The sequence below is a fragment of the Paracoccus sediminilitoris genome (assembly GCF_003259195.1).
Lineage (GTDB): Bacteria > Pseudomonadota > Alphaproteobacteria > Rhodobacterales > Rhodobacteraceae > Paracoccus > Paracoccus sediminilitoris.
Window position 1 is genome coordinate 83,592 of record NZ_QJPK01000002.1, and the last position, 21,243, is coordinate 104,834.

General features: G+C 61.9%; 24 protein-coding genes. 17 read left to right on the top strand and 7 right to left on the bottom strand.

Annotation, left to right across the window (positions count from 1 at the left end; all coding sequences use genetic code 11):
- Positions 1-10: 10 nt before the first annotated feature.
- The 4 genes from mnmG to DKT70_RS04340 are packed head-to-tail and all read left to right on the top strand — an operon-like array spanning position 11 to position 4,143.
- On the top strand, positions 11-1,870 hold the full coding sequence (gene mnmG / locus DKT70_RS04325) for a tRNA uridine-5-carboxymethylaminomethyl(34) synthesis enzyme MnmG (protein ID WP_407672189.1): 1,860 nt from the start codon (positions 11-13) through the stop codon (positions 1,868-1,870).
- A complete protein-coding gene (gene rsmG, locus DKT70_RS04330; RefSeq protein WP_325048028.1) occupies positions 1,867-2,460 on the top strand; it encodes a 16S rRNA (guanine(527)-N(7))-methyltransferase RsmG in 594 nt (197 codons plus the stop codon). The genes mnmG and rsmG overlap by 4 nt, the downstream gene beginning before the upstream one ends.
- Positions 2,453-3,238 (top strand): ParA family protein, encoded by a 786-nt coding sequence (locus DKT70_RS04335; protein ID WP_111557993.1) that lies wholly within the window; start codon positions 2,453-2,455, stop codon positions 3,236-3,238. Before rsmG ends, DKT70_RS04335 begins: the two co-directional genes overlap by 8 nt.
- The gene (locus DKT70_RS04340) at positions 3,238-4,143 is read left to right on the top strand and encodes a ParB/RepB/Spo0J family partition protein (protein ID WP_111557994.1); all 906 of its coding nucleotides are present in this window, start codon (positions 3,238-3,240) and stop codon (positions 4,141-4,143) included. The genes DKT70_RS04335 and DKT70_RS04340 overlap by 1 nt, the downstream gene beginning before the upstream one ends.
- Before the next feature lie 46 nt (positions 4,144-4,189).
- On the opposite strand, the gene DKT70_RS04345 is transcribed toward DKT70_RS04340, so the two are convergent.
- The 4 genes from DKT70_RS04345 to rph form a co-directional block, all read right to left on the bottom strand.
- The gene (locus DKT70_RS04345; protein ID WP_111557995.1) at positions 4,190-4,546 is read right to left on the bottom strand and encodes a YbaN family protein; all 357 of its coding nucleotides are present in this window, start codon (positions 4,544-4,546) and stop codon (positions 4,190-4,192) included.
- Positions 4,547-4,549: 3 nt separating this feature from the next.
- Positions 4,550-5,716, bottom strand: a complete 1,167-nt coding sequence (hemW, locus tag DKT70_RS04350; protein ID WP_111557996.1) for a radical SAM family heme chaperone HemW — start codon at positions 5,714-5,716, stop codon at positions 4,550-4,552.
- Between the two features lie 86 nt (positions 5,717-5,802).
- Positions 5,803-6,411, bottom strand: coding sequence for an RdgB/HAM1 family non-canonical purine NTP pyrophosphatase (gene rdgB, locus DKT70_RS04355; RefSeq protein WP_111557997.1), 609 nt, complete (start codon positions 6,409-6,411; stop codon positions 5,803-5,805).
- On the bottom strand, positions 6,408-7,121 hold the full coding sequence (gene rph / locus DKT70_RS04360; RefSeq protein WP_111557998.1) for a ribonuclease PH: 714 nt from the start codon (positions 7,119-7,121) through the stop codon (positions 6,408-6,410). Before rph ends, rdgB begins: the two co-directional genes overlap by 4 nt.
- A gap of 72 nt (positions 7,122-7,193) precedes the next feature.
- Between rph and hrcA the strand changes: the two genes are divergently transcribed.
- From hrcA to DKT70_RS04415, 11 genes are all read left to right on the top strand, one after another.
- Positions 7,194-8,249 (top strand): heat-inducible transcriptional repressor HrcA, encoded by a 1,056-nt coding sequence (hrcA, locus tag DKT70_RS04365; RefSeq protein ID WP_111557999.1) that lies wholly within the window; start codon positions 7,194-7,196, stop codon positions 8,247-8,249.
- A 29-nt stretch (positions 8,250-8,278) separates the two neighbouring features.
- Positions 8,279-8,785, top strand: a complete 507-nt coding sequence (locus DKT70_RS04370; RefSeq protein ID WP_371328435.1) for a nucleotide exchange factor GrpE — start codon at positions 8,279-8,281, stop codon at positions 8,783-8,785.
- Positions 8,786-8,903: 118 nt separating this feature from the next.
- Positions 8,904-9,488: an S-(hydroxymethyl)glutathione synthase gene (gene gfa / locus DKT70_RS04375; protein ID WP_111558000.1), complete on the top strand. Its 585-nt coding sequence runs from the start codon at positions 8,904-8,906 to the stop codon at positions 9,486-9,488.
- Positions 9,489-9,583: 95 nt separating this feature from the next.
- Positions 9,584-10,714: an S-(hydroxymethyl)glutathione dehydrogenase/class III alcohol dehydrogenase gene (locus DKT70_RS04380; RefSeq protein WP_111558001.1), complete on the top strand. Its 1,131-nt coding sequence runs from the start codon at positions 9,584-9,586 to the stop codon at positions 10,712-10,714.
- A gap of 81 nt (positions 10,715-10,795) precedes the next feature.
- A complete protein-coding gene (locus tag DKT70_RS04385) occupies positions 10,796-11,434 on the top strand; it encodes an ATP-dependent Clp protease proteolytic subunit (protein WP_111558002.1) in 639 nt (212 codons plus the stop codon).
- Positions 11,431-11,946, top strand: a complete 516-nt coding sequence (locus DKT70_RS04390) for a GNAT family N-acetyltransferase (RefSeq protein ID WP_111558003.1) — start codon at positions 11,431-11,433, stop codon at positions 11,944-11,946. Before DKT70_RS04385 ends, DKT70_RS04390 begins: the two co-directional genes overlap by 4 nt.
- Positions 11,943-12,776 (top strand): S-formylglutathione hydrolase, encoded by an 834-nt coding sequence (gene fghA / locus DKT70_RS04395; RefSeq protein WP_111558004.1) that lies wholly within the window; start codon positions 11,943-11,945, stop codon positions 12,774-12,776. Before DKT70_RS04390 ends, fghA begins: the two co-directional genes overlap by 4 nt.
- A 168-nt stretch (positions 12,777-12,944) precedes the next feature.
- On the top strand, positions 12,945-14,867 hold the full coding sequence (locus tag DKT70_RS04400; RefSeq protein ID WP_111558005.1) for a methanol/ethanol family PQQ-dependent dehydrogenase: 1,923 nt from the start codon (positions 12,945-12,947) through the stop codon (positions 14,865-14,867).
- Between the two features lie 115 nt (positions 14,868-14,982).
- A complete protein-coding gene (locus DKT70_RS04405; protein WP_233490416.1) occupies positions 14,983-15,576 on the top strand; it encodes a c-type cytochrome, methanol metabolism-related in 594 nt (197 codons plus the stop codon).
- Positions 15,576-16,388 carry a quinoprotein dehydrogenase-associated putative ABC transporter substrate-binding protein gene (locus tag DKT70_RS04410; protein WP_111558006.1) on the top strand — a complete coding sequence of 271 codons (813 nt, stop codon included), beginning with the start codon at positions 15,576-15,578 and terminating at the stop codon, positions 16,386-16,388. The genes DKT70_RS04405 and DKT70_RS04410 overlap by 1 nt, the downstream gene beginning before the upstream one ends.
- Positions 16,385-16,909: a PQQ-dependent catabolism-associated CXXCW motif protein gene (locus DKT70_RS04415; RefSeq protein ID WP_111558007.1), complete on the top strand. Its 525-nt coding sequence runs from the start codon at positions 16,385-16,387 to the stop codon at positions 16,907-16,909. Before DKT70_RS04410 ends, DKT70_RS04415 begins: the two co-directional genes overlap by 4 nt.
- Here DKT70_RS04415 and DKT70_RS04420 read toward each other — a convergent pair.
- Genes DKT70_RS04420 through DKT70_RS04430 form a run of 3 tightly spaced genes read right to left on the bottom strand, consistent with a single transcriptional unit; the run spans position 16,893 to position 18,888 of the window.
- Complete coding sequence (locus tag DKT70_RS04420; RefSeq protein WP_111558008.1) at positions 16,893-17,813, bottom strand: YncE family protein; 921 nt, start codon at positions 17,811-17,813, stop codon at positions 16,893-16,895. The genes DKT70_RS04415 and DKT70_RS04420 overlap by 17 nt on opposite strands.
- Positions 17,810-18,367 (bottom strand): SRPBCC family protein, encoded by a 558-nt coding sequence (locus tag DKT70_RS04425; RefSeq protein WP_111558009.1) that lies wholly within the window; start codon positions 18,365-18,367, stop codon positions 17,810-17,812. Before DKT70_RS04425 ends, DKT70_RS04420 begins: the two co-directional genes overlap by 4 nt.
- Entirely contained in the window at positions 18,364-18,888 is a 525-nt protein-coding gene (locus DKT70_RS04430; protein WP_111558010.1) for a DUF3280 domain-containing protein, read from the bottom strand. The genes DKT70_RS04425 and DKT70_RS04430 overlap by 4 nt, the downstream gene beginning before the upstream one ends.
- A gap of 162 nt (positions 18,889-19,050) precedes the next feature.
- Between DKT70_RS04430 and DKT70_RS04435 the strand changes: the two genes are divergently transcribed.
- The gene (locus tag DKT70_RS04435; RefSeq protein WP_111558011.1) at positions 19,051-20,250 is read left to right on the top strand and encodes an ABC transporter substrate-binding protein; all 1,200 of its coding nucleotides are present in this window, start codon (positions 19,051-19,053) and stop codon (positions 20,248-20,250) included.
- Positions 20,247-21,209 carry a YVTN family beta-propeller repeat protein gene (locus tag DKT70_RS04440; protein ID WP_111558012.1) on the top strand — a complete coding sequence of 321 codons (963 nt, stop codon included), beginning with the start codon at positions 20,247-20,249 and terminating at the stop codon, positions 21,207-21,209. Before DKT70_RS04435 ends, DKT70_RS04440 begins: the two co-directional genes overlap by 4 nt.
- Positions 21,210-21,243 lie beyond the last annotated feature (34 nt).

Genomic DNA, 21,243 nt, shown 5'->3' on the forward strand with positions numbered 1-21,243 from the left:
ATTGCTTCACGTGAAACATTTCGATGTCATCGTTATCGGGGCAGGTCATGCCGGTGTAGAGGCAGCAACTGCGGCTGCCCGAATGGGGTCATCTGTTGCCCTTATCACGATGCGCAAGGAAGATATTGGAACTTTGTCCTGCAACCCTGCCATCGGTGGATTGGGCAAAGGTCATTTGGTGCGTGAAGTAGATGCCTTGGATGGCATCATGGGTCGGATCGCAGATAAGGCCGGGATACAGTTCAGATTGTTGAACCGTCGCAAAGGGCCAGCGGTTCAAGGACCGCGGGCACAGATGGATCGCAAGATCTATCGCAAGGTCGCGTGGGATATTCTGAGCAACTATCCGGGCGTTGAACTGATCTTCGGCGAGGTCGCATCGTTCATCGGTGGTAAAGCCATCGTTTCTGGTGTCATGATGGCAGATGGGCAGTCCATCACCGCGAAGGCGACCGTTATGACTACCGGGACATTTTTGAACGGTGTCATTCATATTGGTGATGTCAGCCGTCAGGCGGGACGATGGGGCAATGATGCCTCAAATAGCTTGGCCCGTTCGTTGCAAAAATTCGGTCTGCCAACCTCTCGACTAAAGACCGGCACACCCCCCCGTTTGGATGGGAAAACCATTAATTGGTCGGCGTTGGAGATGCAGCCCGGCGACGAGCAGCCGGTTGTGTTTTCCTATCTAAACTCCGCACCGGATGCGCCGCAGATTTCTTGCGGAATTACACATACCAACGCACGCACCCATGCCATCATCCGCGATAACCTAAATCGATCTGCCATGTATGGTGGGCATATTTCCGGCAGGGGGCCAAGATATTGCCCGTCGATCGAGGACAAGGTCGTCAGGTTTGCGGATAAGGAATCTCATCAGATATTCTTGGAACCAGAGGGCTTGGAGGATGACACGGTCTACCCTAACGGCATCTCAACTTCGCTGCCGTTGGATGTTCAAGAGGAGTATATTCATTCGATTGTCGGATTGAAGAATGCAGTCATTCTTCAGCCTGGATACGCGGTCGAGTATGATTTCGTGGACCCAACCAGCCTCAATAGAACCTTAGCGGTTGGTTCTGTTAAAGGGCTTTATCTGGCCGGGCAGATCAATGGCACGACAGGGTATGAAGAGGCCGCCGGGCAGGGTCTAGTCGCAGGATTGAATGCCTCGCTATATGCCCAAGGTCGTGATGGATATACCTTCAGCAGAACGCAAAGCTACATCGGTGTCATGATCGACGATCTGGTGTCGCGCGGGGTGACGGAGCCCTATCGCATGTTTACATCACGCGCCGAGTTCCGCCTGAGCCTTCGCGCCGACAATGCTGATCAGCGACTGACTCCGATTGGCTTGGAACTGGGTTGCATCGGTTTTGAACGTCAGGAAAGCTACGAAGCTCGACAGGGTGCATATGATACGGCAAGGAGTATGCTGGAGGGCGTCAAACTATCACCGAATGATCTGGCGAAGGCGGGGTTCAAGGTTCGCCTTGATGGACAGATGAGGTCTGCCTTTACCTTGCTGGGAATGGTAGAGATCGATCATGCTTTGTTGGCTGGCGTGGTTTCCGAATTGGCGGATGTTTCACGTGAAACACTGGATCAGCTCAGAAACGATGCCCTTTATTCCCAGTATACGGATCGACAGCAACGGGATGCAATTTCGATACGAGCGAATGAACGCACCGTTTTGGGCGACCATATCGATTATTCCTTGATTGGTGGACTATCCGCAGAATTGGTTCGGAAGCTTTCCGAATATCGTCCAGCGACGCTTGCTGATGCGGAAAGGATTGAGGGAATGACGCCAGCGGCGCTGACGCTGCTGATCGCCATGTTGAAATCAAAACAGCGGGCGTCGGCATGATGAATGTTTCACGTGAAACAGAAGAATTGTTTCGCAAGTATGAGGCGATCACCCGCGTCTGGAACCCGAAAATCAATTTGGTTGCTCCTGCGACTTTGGAAGAATTTCGCTTTCGCCACATAGAAGACAGTCTGCAGCTGGTTGACATCATCCATCGACCAACGGGAAAATGGGTTGACATCGGCAGTGGGGGCGGCCTGCCCGGGTTGGTCTTGGCCATTGCCTACCGGAATGAGCCCGCTGCATTTACGTTTGTGGAAAGCGACAAACGTAAATGCCAATTCTTACGCACCGTCGCCAGAGAACTGGGCCTGACCAACATATCCGTGATCAGCGAAAGAATTGAAACCCTTGCACCTATAGGGGCCGATGTCATGTCAGCACGCGCATTGGCAGCCTTGCCGCTTCTATTGAAATTCGTTGAACGTCATCTGTCCCTGGCTGGAACCGCGCTTCTGATGAAGGGCCGGTCTTGGCGCGATGAGGTCAAAGAGGCGAAAGACGATTGGCAGTTTGATCTTGAAACATTTACCAGTAGAACTGATCCAGAAGCCGCAATTCTGAAAATATCCGGAGTCTCTCATGCGTGAGCAGCATATCGTCGCAATCGCAAACCAAAAGGGGGGAGTCGGGAAAACGACGACAGCGGTCAATCTTGGCGCCGCCTTGGCCCAAGCCGGTTGGCCAACCATTCTGGTGGACCTTGATCCGCAGGGTAACGCGTCCACGGGACTGGGCTTGACGACGGATCAAAGAGAGTTCACCGTCTATGACCTACTGACCGGTGAGGCCGGGTTGGTTCAGGCCGCGATGGCGACAGATATCCCGAATCTTAAAGTCGTGCCTGCGACATCAGATTTGGCTTCCGCAGATGTTGAACTTTCACAGACACCGGATCGCATGCGTCTGCTCAGCAAGCAACTGCGCCAGGCACCGGCCGGAACGATCGTTCTGATCGATTGCCCGCCCGCGTTGGGGTTGTTGACGGTCAATGCCATGGTCGCTGCAACCAGTGTTCTGGTCCCGCTTCAGGCTGAATTCTATGCGTTAGAGGGGTTGTCTCAGCTTCTTGGGACCGTCAAGCATGTCCGCCAGACTGCCAATCCGGCTTTGCGAATCAACGGGATTCTGCTGACAATGTCGGACTACCGCAACAATCTTTCCCAACAGGTCGAAGCCGACGTTCGCGAAACCTTGGGGGATCTGGTCTATCCGACCGTGATCCCGCGCAATGTCCGCGTTTCCGAGGCGCCATCGCATGCGCAACCGGTCCTCAGCTATGATCCGAATTCAAAAGGCAGCTTGGCTTACAGACAGTTTGCCGAAGAATTTTGCGGACGGTTGAAACTGGTGACGGAGGCGGCGTGATGTCTGACAGCAAAGCAGCAAAGCGGGGGCTTGGTCGCGGTTTGTCCGCCCTGATGGCCGACATGGATCTTTCCGATCCTGCGCCGAATACGCCGGCCCCTGCGATGAAGGATCGTGTTCTGATCCCGATCGAACAGATTACGGCCAACCCTGACCAGCCCCGTCGCAGTTTCGACCCCGAAGCTTTGCAGGAACTTGCGGCATCCCTCAAGCAGAGGGGTGTCTTGCAGCCCTTGATCGTTCGCCCTCATCCGCAAGATCAGGGGCTGTATCAGATTGTTGCCGGCGAAAGGCGCTGGCGTGCGGCGCAGATGGCGCAACTCCATGAACTCCCGGTCATTATCCGTGACATGTCGGATACCGAGGTTCTGGAAGTTGCCATCATCGAAAACATCCAGCGCGCAGATCTGAATTCCATCGAAGAAGCCGCCAGTTTCCGTCAGTTGATGGACCGCTTCGGACACACCCAGGAACGGCTGGCGGAAGCGCTGAACAAGAGCCGCAGCCATATCGCGAATCTGTTGCGCCTTCTTAACCTTCCCGAACCCGTTCAGGACATGGTCAAGGACAACAAGCTGAGCGCAGGCCACGCCAGGGCCTTGATCACGGCACCGAATGCCACGCAACTGGCACGCCGTGTCATCGAAAAGGGCATGTCGGTTCGCGAGACCGAAGAGATGGTGCGCAAGCTTGCCGAGCCGACGCCGGACAAACCGCGGTCCAAAGGGCGTTCAGCGGGTGAAAAGGACGCCGATACCCGTGCTCTGGAAGGCGATCTGACCGCGCATTTGAAGATGAAGGTCCAGATCAGCCACAAAAGCGATGCCAGCGGCGATTTGGTGATTAGTTACAAGGACCTAGATCAGCTCGACCAACTTTGTCAGCTTCTGGGCGGACGAGGCTGACACCTTATCTGGTGGGGGCGGTCACGTCTTCCAGCAGACCTATGCGTCAGGCACAAGGGCGCGTAATCAGGAAAATCGCGACACTGGCACAGATCGCGCCCTGAACTGCGACAACCCAATCTGGCATTCCGACCCACCACGACAAGGCCACCCCGGCGGACATGGCCGAGACCGCCCATATTTTCGCCACACGACCCACTGCGCCGCGTTCCTGCCAAGCACGAACCGGCGGACCATAAGTCGGATGATCCAGTATCCGTTGTTTCAACACCGGAGAGGATCGCGCGAATGCCCATGCCGCCACCAGCAAGAACGGCACGGTCGGAACCACGGGTAGGGCAATGCCGATGATGCCCATACTCATGAACAGCCAGCCGATCATCAGCCACAATCTGCGTCGCATGGATCAGAGGGCCAGTTCGCGCAGGATTGCGTTCAGGACGGGGCGTCCGGCATCGGTCGCCTGCAATCGGTTTTCAATCGCCCGGACCATGCCAAGATCGGCCAGTGACGCGATCGCCTCCGGCCTCAGCGGCTGACCTGCCAAAGCGGCAAAGCGGTCCATGTCCATTCCCTCGCTCAGGCGCATCGCCATCAACAGATACTCGGTCGCCTGTTCTTCATGGGGAATGAACTCTCGCGGCAGCTCGCCCGTTCCGTGATGCTCGACGGCATCGATCCAGGCACCGGGCGCACGATGGGCTTCGGTCGCGACGCGGCCATGGGGCAGGGTCAGGCGACCATGGGCGCCCGGGCCGACGGCGGCCCAATCACCCTGCCGCCAGTACACAAGGTTGTGGCGGCTTTCAGAGCCCGGTGCCGCGTGGTTCGACGTCTCATAGCCATTCATGCCGGCCTTGGCGCAGCTTTCCTGCGTGTCGGCATACATGTCGGCGGACAGATCATCATCGGGCAGATCCCGCAGCTTGCCAATTTCGGCGCGGGCACCGAAGGCGGTCCCCGGCTCGATCGTCAGTTGATACAGTGACAGGTGGTCGACGGCCATGGACAAGGCCTCTCGCAGCTCGGCCCGCCATGCTGCCCGGTCCTGTCCCTGCCGCGCATAGATCAGATCGAAGCTGACCCGTCCAAAAGTGTCGCGCGCCACATCGAAGGCCGCGCGGGCCTCGGCGACCGAATGCATGCGGCCCAACCGGCGCAGGTCGTCATCGTTCAGGGCCTGGATGCCCATGGACAGGCGGTTCACCCCGGCATCCGCAAAACCTTGAAAACGCGCCTTTTCCACGCTGGTGGGATTCGCCTCCAGCGAAATTTCGATGTCATTCGTGAAGCCCCAGCCTGCCTGCGCCGCCCGGATGACCGCATCGACGGTTTCGGGCATCATCAATGACGGCGTTCCGCCCCCGAAAAAGATGCTGCCCAGATGGCGGTCGGGAATCTCGGCCGCCAGCCGTGCGATCTCGGACGTCAGCGCCTTCGCCCATCGGGCTTGGTCGACATGGGCGACGACATGGCTGTTGAAGTCGCAATAGGGGCATTTCGCGGCGCAGAAGGGCCAATGGACATACAGTCCAAAGCCACCTGCGCGCCAGTCGTTGGAAGTCGGGGTCATGTCGGGAATATCCTGTTCCCCCGGTTGGCGGGGGCGTCCGTCCTGAATTGCCGGCCCGCCCCAATCACCGGGACGGGCCGCAGCCGTCAGGTAAAGGCGGCCTTGATCATCTTTTCCACGGCGATGGCGCGATGGCTCAGTTCATTCTTCGCTTCGGGCGCCATCTCGCCCAAGGTCACGTCGTACCCGTCGGGCATGAAGATCGGGTCATAGCCGTGACCCTCGGCACCACGCGGCGGCCAGACGACCTGACCGGGCAGCACGCCTTCAAAGACCTCGTCATGCCCATCGGGCCACATCAGGACCAGCGTGCAGCGGAACTGCGCAAGCCGCGGGGTGGGGGCGTTCACGGCCTCCAGCTCGTCCCAGGTGCGGTTCATGGCCATGGGGAAATCGCGGCCATTTCCGGTCTCGGCCCAATCGGCGGTATAGACGCCGGGGGCGCCGTTCAGCGCATCGACGCTGATGCCGCTGTCATCGGACAGGGCGGGCAGGCCGGTGGCCTCCATCGCGGCGCGGGCCTTGATGCGCGCGTTGCCGATGAAATTGTCCTCGGTCTCGGCGGGTTCGCCAAGGCCCATCTCGGCGGCGCCGACGACTTCGACGCCATAGGGCGCCAGCAGGGCCCGCATCTCGGCCAGCTTGCCGGCGTTATGGGTGGCGACCAGCAGGCGCTTTTCGGTGAACTTCCTCATGCGATGGCGGCCTTCTGCGCGGCGACCAGGTCGGCCATGCCGCCTTCGGCCAGGTCCAGCAGCTGGCTCATCTGATCCCGAGTGAAAGTCGCGCCCTCGGCCGACATCTGCACTTCGATCAGGCGGTTCGCACCCGTCAGGACGAAATTGCCGTCGGTGCCGGCCTCGCTGTCCTCGGCGTAATCCAGATCGACCAGCGGCTGACCCGCATAAAGGCCGCAGCTGACCGCCGCGACGTGATCGATAATCGGGTCCGTGGTGATGGTGCCCGCCTTCAGCAGCTTGTTCACCGCCAGGCGCAGCGCGACCCAACCGCCGGTGATCGAGGCACAGCGCGTGCCGCCATCGGCCTGGATCACGTCGCAATCGATGGTGATCTGCCGTTCACCCAAGGCCGAACGGTCGATGCCCGCACGCAGGCTGCGCCCGATCAGGCGCTGGATTTCCTGGGTGCGGCCGGTTTGCTGGCCCGATGCGGCTTCGCGACGATTGCGGCTGTTCGTGGCGCGGGGCAGCATGCCATACTCGGCCGTGACCCAGCCAAGGCCGGTGCCCTTCAGGAAACGCGGCGGACGATCCTCGATCGAGGCCGTGCAAAGGACGTGCGTATCGCCGCAACGGATCAGGCATGACCCTTCGGCGTGGCGCATCACCCCGGTTTCAATTGAAATCGGGCGCATTTCGCTTAGATTCCGGCCAGAGGGGCGCATGATTCATCCTTTTCGTGAAGATTACCCGCCCAATATCGCCCGAGGGCACCGTCACGCAACCCCACGAGGCACATGAGCCAGGAAACGCTGCTGAACCAGCTGAACGATCGGTCCCGCGAAGTCTTTCGCCGGGTCGTCGAAAGCTATCTGGACACGGGCGAGCCTGTCGGTTCGCGCACCCTGACGCGGGCACTGACGGAAAAGGTCAGCGCCGCGACGATCCGCAACGTGATGCAGGATCTGGAATTCATGGGGCTGTTGGACAGTCCGCATACCTCGGCGGGGCGGATGCCGTCCCAACAGGGCCTGCGCCTTTTCGTGGACGGGATGATGGAGGTCGATCAGGTCGCGCCCCAGGACCGGGCGGCCATCGACCAGACGCTTGGCAATGACGATCCCGAAACCGGCGTGTTGCTGGACCGGGTCAGCACGGCCCTATCCTCGATCACGCGCGGGGCCAGCCTGGTCCTGATGCCCAAGCACGAGGCCCCGATCCGACACATCGAATTCGTCAGCCTTGGGCCGGACCGCGCGCTGGTGGTATTGGTCTTTGCCGACGGTCACGTGGAAAACCGCATCTTTACGCCGCCGCCAGGCCAGACGCCGTCATCGATGCGCGAGGCGGGGAATTTTCTCAATGCCATGGCCGAGGGCAAGACCCTGGCCGAACTGCGCGGCCAGCTGGCCCAGCAGATCACCACCCGACGGCGCGAACTGGACGTGCTGGCGGCGGAACTGGTCGAATCGGGCATCGCGCTCTGGGGGGCCGAATCCGCCGATCCGCGGCTGATCGTGCGGGGCCGGTCGCATCTGCTGGACAGCGAGGTCGCCGATATCGACCGGGTGCGGGTGCTGTTCGACGATCTGGAACGCAAGCGCGACATCGTCGACTTCCTGGACCTGACCGAACGCGGCGAGGGCGTTCGCATCTTCATCGGGTCGGAAAACAAGCTTTTTTCACTTTCGGGTTCCGCTCTGGTCGTTTCACCCTATATGAATGCCGACCGTAAGATTGTAGGCGCGGTCGGAGTCATCGGACCGACCCGGCTGAATTATGGCAGGATCGTGCCGATCGTCGATTATACCGCGCAGCTGGTCGGGCGGGTGCTGTCTGGCCGGAAAGGATGAAGAACATGACCGAGCAGAACGAACAGCCGATGGATGAATTTCTGGACGACCCGCTGGCCGCCCAGGATGACGAGGTCGCGCGCCTGACGGCCGAACGCGACGAATTGCGCGACAAGTGGATGCGCGCACTGGCCGATGCGGAAAACTCGCGCAAGCGGGCCGACAAGGATCGTCGCGACGCGGAAAACTATGGCGGCTCGCGCCTGGCGCGTGACCTGCTGCCCGTCTATGACGCGCTGACCCGCGCCTTGGACGCCGCGACCGATGAACAGCGCGCCGCCGCTTCGGCCCTGATCGAAGGGGTCGATCTGACCCTGCGCGAATTGTCGAATGTCTTTACCAAGCATGGCATTACGATCATCCGCCCCGAGCTGGGCGAAAAGTTCGACCCCAGCTTCCACGAAGCCATGTTCGAGGCCCCTGCGCCCGGAACCACCGCGGGCGAAGTCATCCAGGTCATGGATAACGGTTTCCGCCTGCATGACCGCCTGCTGCGCCCGGCCAAGGTCGGCGTGTCCTCGACCCCGGCAAGCTGAGCCTTGCCATCGGCCCGCGCCCCTGGTCGGCGCGGGCTGCTACAACCTTCCTCTCACTTGCCGAATGTTCCCATCGGCGCGACCCTGACCAACGTTCGGTCAACTGGAGGAGGGGACCATGACCAGCACTGAAGACGTTAAGATTCACCCCGCCGTGGATCACGGCGTCAAACAGGGGAACTCGGGCTTTTCGGGCGGAACCCTGACCTGCCACTGCAGCACGGATCCGGTCAAGGTCTCGGTCGGCGCGCAGACGGCCCATAATCATGTCTGCGGTTGCACCAAATGCTGGAAGCCCGATGGGGCGACCTTCAGTCAGGTCGCCGTCGTGTCGCGCGACAGTGTCCGCGTCCTTGAAAACGAAGACAAGCTGGAGATCGTCGACGAATCGGCCGCGATCCAGCGGCATCGCTGCCGCGACTGCGGCGTCCACATGTTCGGTCGGATCGAGAACAAGGACCATCCGTTCTACGGCCTTGATTTCGTGCATACCGAGCTGTCGGGGGACAGCGGCTGGTCGGCGCCGGAATTTGCCGCCTTCGTCAGTTCGGTCATCGAATCCGGGGTCGATCCGTCGCGGATGGATGGCATCAGGTCGCGCCTGCGCGAGCTGGGACTGGAGCCCTATGATGCCCTGTCGCCACCCCTGATGGACGCGATCGCGACCCATGTCGCCAAGCGGTCGGGTGCCTTGCCTGCCTGAACCGGATCGTCCACAACCTTGACAACAGGAGAGGGGCCGCCAACCGGCCCCTTCCGCCTGACCAACGCCCGACCTGAGCGATAGGAGACGACACTATGAGAACCCGTGCCGCCGTAGCCCTCGAGGCTGGCAAGCCGCTGGAAGTGATGGAGGTCAACCTGGAAGGCCCCAAGGCCGGCGAGGTCATGATCGAGATCAAGGCCACCGGCATCTGTCACACCGACGAATTTACCCGCTCGGGCGACGACCCGGAAGGCATCTTCCCCGCCATCTTGGGCCATGAAGGCGCCGGCGTCGTGGTCGAGGTGGGCGAGGGCGTCACTTCGCTGAAGGTCGGCGATCACGTGATCCCGCTTTATACCCCCGAATGCCGCGAATGCGCGTCCTGCCTGTCGGGCAAGACGAACCTGTGCACCAAGATCCGCGCGACCCAAGGCAAGGGCCTGATGCCCGATGGCACGACGCGCTTCAGCATGCTGGATGGCACGCCGATCTATCACTACATGGGCTGCTCGACCTTCGCGAATCACACGGTGCTGCCGGAAATCGCGGTCGCCAAGGTCCGCGAGGACGCGCCCTTCGACAAAATCTGCTATATCGGCTGCGGCGTGACCACCGGAATCGGCGCGGTCATCAACACTGCCAAGGTGGAAATCGGTGCCAAGGCGGTCGTCTTCGGCCTGGGTGGCATCGGGTTGAACGTGATCCAGGGCCTGCGCCTGGCGGGCGCCGACATGATCATCGGCGTCGATCTGAACAACGACAAGAAGGAAATGGCCGAGCGTTTCGGCATGACCCATTTCGTCAACCCCAAGGAAATCGAAGGCGGCATCGTCCAACACATCGTCGAGATGACCAAGACCCCCTTCGACCAGATCGGCGGCGCGGATTACAGCTTTGACGCCACCGGCAGCACCAAGGTGATGCGCGACGCGCTGGAATGCACCCACCGGGGCTGGGGCGTGTCGGTCATCATCGGCGTGGCGGCAGCCGGCGCGGAAATCAGCACCCGTCCGTTCCAACTGGTCACCGGCCGCGTCTGGAAGGGCACGGCCTTTGGCGGCGCGCGCGGGCGGACCGACGTTCCCAAGATCGTCGACTGGTACATGGAAGGCAAGATCGAGATCGACCCGATGATCACCCACACCATGTCGCTGGATGACATCAACAAGGGCTTCGATCTGATGCACAAGGGTGAATCGATCCGCTCGGTCGTCCTTTACTGATCCTTCATCGCTGCTTAGGTAAAAGGACGGCGGGGCCGCGCGGTCCCGCCGTCGGCATGAGTAAGAACAAGGAGCAGGCCCATGCGCCATCAGTGGCTGGATGACGACGACGATCACGAAGAAGACGACGACCGCCAGCCCAAGGGCGACAAGGACGGTGGTCTGGGTCTGCCGGAAGGCGACAAGATCGGCAAACTCTACTTCAAGTCGCGCACGGTGATCGTTGCCGGCCCGATCAACGACAAGCTGGCGCAGCGCACCGTCGCGCATCTGCTGGCCTTGGCCGAGGACAGCGACGAACCCATCAACATGCTGATCAGCTCGCCTGGCGGTCACGTGGAATCGGGCGACATGATCCACGATGTGATCAAGTTCATCCGCCCCACCGTACGCACCATCGGTTCGGGCTGGGTGGCAAGCGCGGGCGCGCTGATCTTCGTCGCGGCGGAAAAGGAAAACCGCTACTGCCTGCCCAACACCCGCTTCCTGATCCACCAGCCCTCGGGCGGGATCGGTGGAACGACCTCGGACATGATGATCCAGGCCGAACAGGTGCGCCTGATGCGCGATCGCCTGAACCACATCTTCGCCGATGCCACCGGCCAGTCGGTCGAGAAGATCGAGCAAGATACCCACCGCGACTTCTGGCTGAACACCCAGGAAGCATTGGACTATGGCCTGCTGGGCAAGGTCATCCGCAGCGTGGATGAACTGGCATGACGACCGATGGCGGGGCGGTGATCCGCCCCGCGACCAAAGACGATCATGACGCGATCTGGGACATCCTGCGCCCGGTCTATCGCGCCGGTGAGACCTATTGCATGCCGCGCGACGTGGAACGTGACGAAGCGCTGCAGGATTGGTTCGCCCGACCCTTCACCGCCTTCGTGGCCGAACTGGATGGCCGCATCCTGGGCACCAGCCATGTCGGCGCCAACCGCCCCGCAGGCGGTTCGCATGTGGCCAATGCATCCTTTGCCACCCATCCCGATGCCCGCGGCAAGGGCATTGCGCGCAGCCTTGTGGACCATGCCAAGACCTGGGCCGTCGATCAGGGTTTCCGGGCAATGCAGTTCAATTTCGTCGTCTCGACCAACCAAGATGCCGTCCATTTGTGGCAGAAGGCCGGATTTGCCATTGTCGGGCGGCTTCCGGCTGCGTTTCTTCACCCACAGCATGGGCCGGTCGACGGGCTGGTCATGTTCCAGACCTTGAAGGGAGAGACCCCATGAGCCTAGAGACCCTTTCCGAGAACCGCAGCTTTGGCGGAACGCAGGGCGTCTATCGCCATCGTTCGCAGGCGACGGGGACCGACATGACATTCGCGGTCTTCCTGCCCGAGATCGCGCAATATGGTCGCGTCCCGGTCCTGTGGTATCTGTCGGGCCTGACCTGCACCCATGAAAATGCCATGACCAAGGCCGCCGCCCAGCAATATTGCGACGAGGCCGGCATCGCGATCATCTTTCCCGACACCTCGCCCCGCGGCGAGGGCGTGGCCGACGATGACGCCTATGATCTGGGGCAGGGCGCGGGTTTCTATGTCAACGCCACGCAGGACCCGTGGAAGTCGAACTTTCAGATGTGGCATTACATCGTCCATGAACTGCCCGAACTGGTCGGCGACAACTTTGCCATCGACCGCGACGCGATGGGCATCACCGGCCATTCCATGGGCGGGCATGGCGCGCTGACCATCGCGATGACCCATCCCGACCGCTATCGCAGCGTCTCGGCCTTTTCGCCCATCGCCCACCCCAGCGAATCCGATTGGGGCCAAAAGCAGCTGACGGCTTATCTGGGCGATGACCGTGACGCATGGCGGGCCCATGACGCGACCCTGCTGATGCGCGAACGCGGCTATCCCGGCGAGATTCTGATCGACCAAGGCAGCGGCGATCAGTTCCTGGACCTGCTGAAGCCCGAATCGCTGGCCCATGCCATGATGGAGCGCCGCCAGCCCGGCCAGTTCCGCATGCAGCCGGGTTACGACCACAGCTACTTCTTCGTGCAAAGCTTCATGGGCGATCACGTCTTCTGGCACGCCGATCGCCTCCTTTAAGCCGTTTGCCGAAACTTCCCGGACGCCTTGCCGTTTGCCCATCAGACTTTAGGGGCAAAGGGCAGGGCGTTCGATTGACGCAAGGGGATGCCCGCCCAACACTTGGATTATGGACAGCCGCGGGAGGAGGAAACACCGCGGCACAAAATCCAGCGGAGGAGCATCTCAATGAAAAAGCTGTTGAACAGCGCGGCAGTCGCGCTGCTTTTGACGGGCGCGTCGGCTTACGCCAACGAAAGCGTTCTGACCGAGACGGCCAAGCCGGAACAATGGGCCATCCAGACGGGCGACTATGCCAACCAGCGCTATTCCGAGCTTGACCAGATTACGCGCGACAACGTCGGCGATCTGCGCGTGGCTTGGACCTTCTCAACGGGCGTGCTGCGCGGCCATGAAGGCGGCCCGCTGGTGGTGGACAACATCATGTATGTCCACACCCCGTTCCCCAACAATATCTTCGCGCTTGACCTGAACGACAATGGCAAGATCCTGTGGCGCCACACACCCCAGCAGGATCCCGAAGTCATTGCCGTGATGTGCTGCGACACCGTGAACCGCGGCGTCGCCTATGCCGATGGGATGATCCTGTCGCACCAAGCCGACACCACGCTGGTGGCGCTGGACGCCAAGACCGGCGAGGAGAAGTGGTCGATCAAGACCGGTGATCCTTCGGTCGGCGAGACCAACACCGCCACCGTGCTGCCCGTGGGCGACAAGGTCATCGTCGGCGTGTCGGGCGGTGAGTATGGCGTTCGTGGCCGCGTGACAGCCTATAACCTTGCCGACGGCACCGAAGCTTGGAAGGCCTATTCGGTCGGCCCGGACGAGGAAATGCTGGTGAACCCCGAAACGACCATGTCGCTGGGCAAGCCCGTCGGCGCGGACAGTTCGTTGAACAGCTGGGAAGGCGATCAGTGGAAGATCGGCGGCGGGACGACCTGGGGCTGGTTCAGCTATGACCCGGATCTGAACCTGGTCTATTACGGCACCGGCAACCCCTCGACCTGGAACCCCAGCCAGCGTCCGGGCGACAACAAGTGGTCGATGACCATCATGGCCCGCGACGCCGATACCGGCGAGGCCAAGTGGTTCTATCAGAAGACGCCGCATGACGAATGGGACTATGACGGCGTGAACGAGAACATCCTTGTCGATCAGGAAATCGACGGGGAAATGCGCAAATTGCTGGTGAACTTCGACCGCAACGGCTTCGGCTATACACTGGACCGCGAGACGGGTGAACTGCTGGTCGCCGAGAAATACGACCCCGCCGTCAACTGGGCGACCGAAGTCGTGATGGACAAGGAATCCGACCAGTACGGCCGTCCGCAGGTGGTTGCGGAATACTCGACCTCGCAGAATGGCGAGGACACCAACACCACGGGCGTCTGCCCGGCGGCCTTGGGCTCCAAGGACCAGCAGCCGGCGTCCTATTCGCCCAAGACCGGTTTGTTCTACGTGCCGACCAACCACGTCTGCATGGATTACGAACCCTTCCGCGTCGCCTATACCGCGGGTCAGCCCTATGTCGGCGCAACGCTGTCGATGTATCCGGCCCCCGACAGCCATGGCGGCATGGGTAACTTCATCGCTTGGGATGCGACTGCAGGCGAGATCAAGTGGTCCCTGCCCGAGCAGTTCTCGGTCTGGTCGGGTGCCTTGGCCACCGCGGGCGACGTGGTGTTCTACGGTACACTGGAAGGTTACCTGAAGGCAGTCGACGCCGAAACTGGCGAAGAGCTCTACAGCTTCAAGACGCCGTCGGGCATCATCGGCAACACCATGACCTATGAACATGACGGCAAGCAATATATCGCCGTCCTCTCGGGCGTGGGCGGCTGGGCAGGTATCGGCCTGGCGGCCGGTCTGACCAACCCCAATGACGGTCTGGGCGCCGTGGGCGGATACGCCGCACTCAGCGACTATACCGAACTGGGCGGCCAGCTGACGGTCTTCGAACTGCCGGGTGACGGCAATGCGACCGCACAACCGGCCTCGATGGGACAGCCGGCCGGTGAAGGTGCAGCCGACGCACCCGCAGCCGCCCCGATGGAAGAGGAAGCCCCGGCCGAAGGTGCCACGAACGGCTAATACTTTCGTTCCGGAAACTGGAAGTTGATCTGTGAAAGGGCCGCCCCGGGGTTAAGCTCGGGGCGGTTCTGTTTTGAGGAGAGCAGGCAGACCGATGAATGGGAGGATATCCATGATGAAAGCCATCACCAGCCTGACCGCGCTGGTTCTTGGTGCGACCTTGGCGACCAGTGCCATGGCGCAAACCGAAGCCGCGCCGGACAGCCCCGACGCAGAGACCACCGAAGCCCAGGGCTCGGACGGTCAGTCCGCCGCCGAGGGCGCGCACGTCCTGGCAAACGGCCAAAGCACCGATGCGGTCGAAATGACGGATGGTCGCTGGCGCAATGACGAAGGCATCCCCACCTTCAAGGTGGAAGATGGCGTCGTCGATTTCGCCACATTCAACGGTTTCCGCCGTTACCATGCCGAATGCCATGTCTGCCACGGTCCCGACGGCGAAGGATCGACCTATGCGCCCGCCCTGAAGGAATCGGTGCTGCGCATGGATTATTACGACTTCATGGAGGTCGTGGCATCCGGACGGCAAGGCACCAATTCGGTCATGCCGGCCTTTGGCACCAACAAGAACGTCTGGTGCTATATCGACGACATCTACACGTATCTGGTCGCCCACGGCACTGAAACGATCGGTCGCGGCCGTCCCGCCGAACGTGCCGACAAGCCCGAGGAATACACCGCGCTTGAAGATTCCTGCATGGAGATGTGATGCGTATCCTCCGACAGGGGCTGATGCTGGCTGCCATGGCGGCAGTCCCCGCATCGGCCCAGGTTGCCGACCTGAGGTCGGCCGACCAGTTCCGCGTTTGCGCCGACCCCGCCAATGCCCCCGTCACCACGCGTGACGGAACGGGGTTCGAAAACAAGCTGGCCGAGTATTTCGGGCAGTTGCTGGACAGGCCCGTCACCTATGCCTGGTTCCCATCGGGCATGGGTTTCATCACCAAGACGCTGCGTGCGGGGACCTGTGATGTCGTCATCGGCTATGCCCAGGGTGATGAGTTGGTGCAGAACACCAACCATTACTACACCTCGGTCTATGGGCTGGTGACGCGGCGCGACGGCGATCTGGCTCGGGTCGACCGGCTGTCGGACCCGGCGTTGAAGAATGCCGATATCGGTGTCGTCGCAGGCACGCCGCCCGCGACCCATCTGGCGCGAAACGGTCTGGCGGCGAACATGCGCGGGGCCGACCTGTTCGTCGACCGGCGCGTCCAGGACCCCACGGGCGACATGCTGGACAATATCCGATCCGGCGATCTGGACATCGCCGTCTTGTGGGGACCCTTGGCCGGGCCCTTGGTCAAGGACGATCCGGACCTGCAATTCACCCCCCTGCTGCATGAAGACGGCAATCCCAGGCTGTTTTACCGCATCACCATGGGTGTCCGGCTGGAAGAGCAGGAATGGAAACGGGAATTGAACAGCCTGATCCGCCGCAACCAGGACGGCATCAACCAGATCCTGCACGAAGCGGGCGTGCCTTTGGTGGATGATTTCGGCAAGCAGGTAATGCCATGATCCGCGCGGCGGTGCTGGCTGCGCTGCTGGCCCTGCCTGCCGCCGCCGAAGGCATTCCCGAACCGGGCGATTATCGCGGAGAGCCTTACCGCGCGCCCGTTCCGGATACCCTGAAGGGCGCGCAGGTCATCGATGGCAGTCAGGCCTTGGACTTGCACGAGGCCGGGCAGGCCATCTTTGTCGACGTCTTTCCGCGCACCTTGCGCCCCGAGGGCCTGCCGGAAGGAACGATCTGGCGCGAACCTCCGCATCAGACCATTCCGGGCGCGATCTGGCTGTGGAATACCGGCTATCAGGCGCTGTCCCCCGAGGAACAGGTCCGTCTGCGCGACGGGTTGACTGCCGCACAGGGGGACAGCGACCGGCCACTGGTCATCTTTTGCCGCGAAGAATGCTGGATGAGCTGGAACGCCGCCCGCCGTGCGGTCGAATGGGGGTTCTCTCCGGTCTATTGGTTTCCAGGCGGCACGGATGACTGGCTGGCGGAAGGGGGCGCGTCGCTGGTCACGGCGGTCCCGTGAAGACGCCAAAGGCCCGCGGTCCCGACGGCAGATCCACCGTCATGGTCACCGTCAGGTCGGTCGCATCAAGAATGCTCAGCGTGTCGCTGTCCCAGTTGGCGATGGCCACAGCGCTGCCGTCGGGCAGGGGGGATATGCCTTCGGGATAATCCCCGACGGCAACAGTGGCCAGGACCGCGTGGCTGTCGGCATCAAAGACCGTGACGCTGCCGTCATATTGATTGGTGACAAAGCCACGCCCCGCCGCAAAGGCCACGGCATAGGGGTGGCTGCCGGTCGGGATCTGCCCCACCAGGCGCCCGGCAACCGGATCGATGACCGAAACGCGGTCCCCCATCACATCCGCCGTCCAGATCAGCCCGTCATGGAACGTGATCCCGAAGGGATGCGGACCGGCAGTGGCGACCCGATGCAGCAGATCACCCGTGGTCGCGTCGAAGATGCCGACCGCATCGGCATCGCGATCGGCGGTGGCCACCAGCGCACCTTCGGCACTGACCGCCACGCCTGCGGGCGCGGGACCAGTGGCGACCTGCCAGAGGGTCTGCAAATCGCGGTCCAGCCGCATCAGCCGCGCCCCGAACCAGTCCGCGACGAAGAGAGCACCGTCCGGCCCGGTCGCGATTCCAAAGGCCCCTTCGCCCAGATCCGCCTGCAACAGCAGTCGGCCCGCCTTGTCCAGCACATGCAGCCGCCCGGTATTGGCGGCGATGACATGAACCCGACCACTTGTCGCATCATACGCGACAGGGGCAGGGGCGTCGGGAATGACCACTTCGGCAGTAACGTCGCCCGTGGAAAGATCGACGACCGACAGCGCATTCCCGTTCTGCGAGGTCACGAACGCAAGATCCCCGGCCATGACCGGGGATGCAAGCAGCGCCAGCAGCAGGGGCAGCCTCATTCTGCCTTGCCGAACCGTTCGGCCAAGGCATCAAGACCAGACTTGTAGATGCCGTCGACCCCCGCGATGGCTGCATCATCGTTCAGTTCGGCCGGGGGATCGTTGTTCGGAAAGCCACGATAGAAGCCTCCCTTCCACGTCACCTCGGCTTGGCCATCCTTGTCCTTGACCATCAGGGTCGAGGAATAGTTGGTGACCGGCAGGACTGCCGTATCGACCTCGGTGATCATGTATTTATAGCTCATCTTGTCATTGTCGATGGCCATCAGCTGTTCGGTGATCGTCGGATCGCCTTCGGCGGCCAGAGTCAGGACGCGGGTCGATTCGTCGGGAACATCGGCGGCTGCGCCCTCGGGCGTCATTGCGGTCGATGCCACGGCGGGGTGCCAGCTCATGTCGTCGAAATGTCCGATGACCTCCCACACTTCGGCGGGGGTGGCGTCCAGCACGACGCTCTGCTCGGTCTTCAGACGTGACGGGCCATGCGCGGATGCGATCCCGGTCATGGCCATCACCGCGCCAAGCGTCGCTGCAACAAGCTGGGTCTTCCTCATTCCTTGGTATCCTCCCGGAAAATGATGTTCTTCAACAGATAGCGATAGCCGCGCTGAAAGGCGTCGTCGGTATTGCCGCGGATATCGACCGCCCCCGCCCGCAGCGTCTGCCCCGTTTCGGCATCGCGAATGCGCAGGTTCACCGACTGGATCAGGTTCGAGGTCTTCTGCACCTCGCCGGTGATGGCATAGCGCGACCCCATTTCCGCGGCGATCCGGGTGTCGGCGCCGTTGGAATGGGCGGGGTTCCTGATGCGGGCGACGTCTTCGGGGGCGGGTTCGGTCAGTGTGAAACCGCGTTCGGTCAAAAGGCCGGCCACGTAATCCTCGGTCATGGCGACACGGTCGGTTTCATCCTGGCGGGGGCCATTGATGTCACCCTCGGTCGAGGTGTCGATGAAATGGATGCCGAACCACGCGGCGGGGCCGGGTGTCAAATCCTGCGCCGCAGCGTGCTGGGACGACATCGCCAGCGAAGCCACGGCAAGGGCAAGCGCCCCGATATGATGTTTGATGGTCATGCGACAAGCTTGAACCCGCGCGCGCCGCGTCGTCCATAAGACCAAAGCCTGATATCTCTGCGACCAAGGGTGCAGGGAAAAAGTTCCCGTGTCGGACGGGAACAATAACCGGCTTGCCGCAAGGCCCCGCGATGATCACCATGTCCTTCAGGGAGACAATCAATGTTCAAGGGAATCACAGGGATTCTGGCCGGTGCCTGCGCATTGGCCCAGCCCGTTCATGCCCAGGCACCGGAACCCGTGGTCATTCGCGCCGCCGTCCTGCGGGTCGACGACCCCGGCCTGCCGCCCATATCGCGGTTGGAGCTGCCGCCCGAGGATCTGGGCTTTGCCGGGGCGGATCTGGCCACCGACGACAATGACACGACCGGCCGCTTCATGGGGCAGGATTTCCAGACGGTGACGGTGGCCGCGACGCCAGACACGGCGGCCGACAGCATGCGCGACCTGCTGGATCAGGACATCCGGTTCATCGTGGTCATGGCGGACGACGACGTCACGCTGGCGCTGGCCGATCAGGTGGGCGACCGCGCCATGCTGATCAACGCGATGGCACGCGGCGACAACCTGCGCGGCGTCGATTGCCGGATGAACACCATCCATGTTGCGCCAAGCCGGGCCATGTTGGCCGACGGGCTGACGCAATTCCTGATGTGGAAGAACTGGCCGCGCTGGATGCTGATCCATGGCAGCCATCCACAGGATCAGGCCATGGCCGAGGCCTATCGCCGCTCCGCGGCCAAGTTCGGTGCCGAGATCGTCGAGGAGCGCGAATTCGAGGATACCGGCGGCGCAAGGCGCACCGACAGTGGTCATGTGCAGGTCCAGTCGCAGATGCCTGTCTTTACCCAACGCGCCGAGGACCACGACATCGTCATCACCGCCGACGAAGCAGACGTCTTCGCCGTCTATCTGCCCTATCTGACCTGGGATCCACGCCCCGTGGCGGGATCGGCCGGACTGGTCCCCCGCAGCTGGCATCCCGCGATGGAGGCCTGGGGCGCGACCCAGTTCCAGAACCGCTTCGAGGCCCTGGCCAACCGCCGCATGCGCGAGGCCGACTATCAAGCCTGGCTGTCCCTGCGCATCATCGGAGAGGCCGCGACCCGTACCAATTCCGGCGATCCCGACACCTTGCGCGATTTCATCCTGTCGCCCGAATTCGATGTGGCGGGCTTCAAGGGACAGGCGCTGACCGTGCGCGACTGGGATCACCAGGTGCGCCAGCCGATCTTGCTGACCACGGGCGATCTGACCACCTCGGTCAGCCCGCAGGAACAATATCTGCATCAGACCAGCCAGCTGGACACGCTGGGCGTGGACCGCGCCGAAACCGAATGCCGTTTTGAGGACCCGTCATGAAACATCTGCTTGCCACCGCGGCGCTGATCTGCGCCGCCCAGCCCGCGCTTGCCAACCGCGTCTTTATCACCAATGAACGCAGCAACGACATCACCGTGCTGGACGGCGAAAGCTTCGAGGTGATCGGCACCTATCCCGCCGGCAACCGGCCGCGCGGCATCGCCATCAGCCCCGATGGAACCGAGCTTTACGTCTGTGTGTCGGATGACGACCTGGTGCGCGTTTTCGACCCCCAGACGATGGAAGAGATGCACACCCTGCCATCCGGCCCTGACCCCGAACTCTTCGTGCTGCACCCGTCGGGAAATCCGCTGTTCATCGCCAATGAGGACGACAACATCGTCACCGTGGTCGATACCAAGACCCACCAGATGCTGGCGGAGATTCCTGTCGGCGTCGAACCCGAAGGCATGGGCGTCAGCCCCGATGGCCGGGTGGTGATCAACACGTCGGAAACGACGAACATGGCGCATTTCATCGACACCGAGACCTATGAGATCACCGCAAACGTCCTGGTCGACAGCCGCCCGCGCTTTGCCCAATACACGGCCGATGGCAGCAAGCTCTATGTGACCTCGGAAATCGGAGGCACGGTCAGCGTCATCGACCCGGTCACGCAACAGATTACCAAGAAGATCAGTTTCGACATTCCCGGTGTCCTGCCCGAGGCGATCCAGCCGGTCGGCGCGCGCGTGACGTCCGATGGGTCCAAGCTGTTCGTGGCCTTGGGGCCGGCCAACCGGGTCGCCGTGATCGACGCCGCCACTGACGAGGTGATCGATTATCTGCTGGTCGGGCAGCGTGTCTGGCAGCTGGCCTTCAGCCCGGACGAGAAATACCTCTATACCACCAACGGCAATTCCAACGACGTGTCGATCATCGACGTGGCCGCCAACGAGGTCGTCCGCTCTGTTCCCGTGGGGCAGCAGCCCTGGGGTGTCGTCGTCGCCCCGGACTGATCCGGCATCCCTGCATATCCTGAGGAGGAGATAT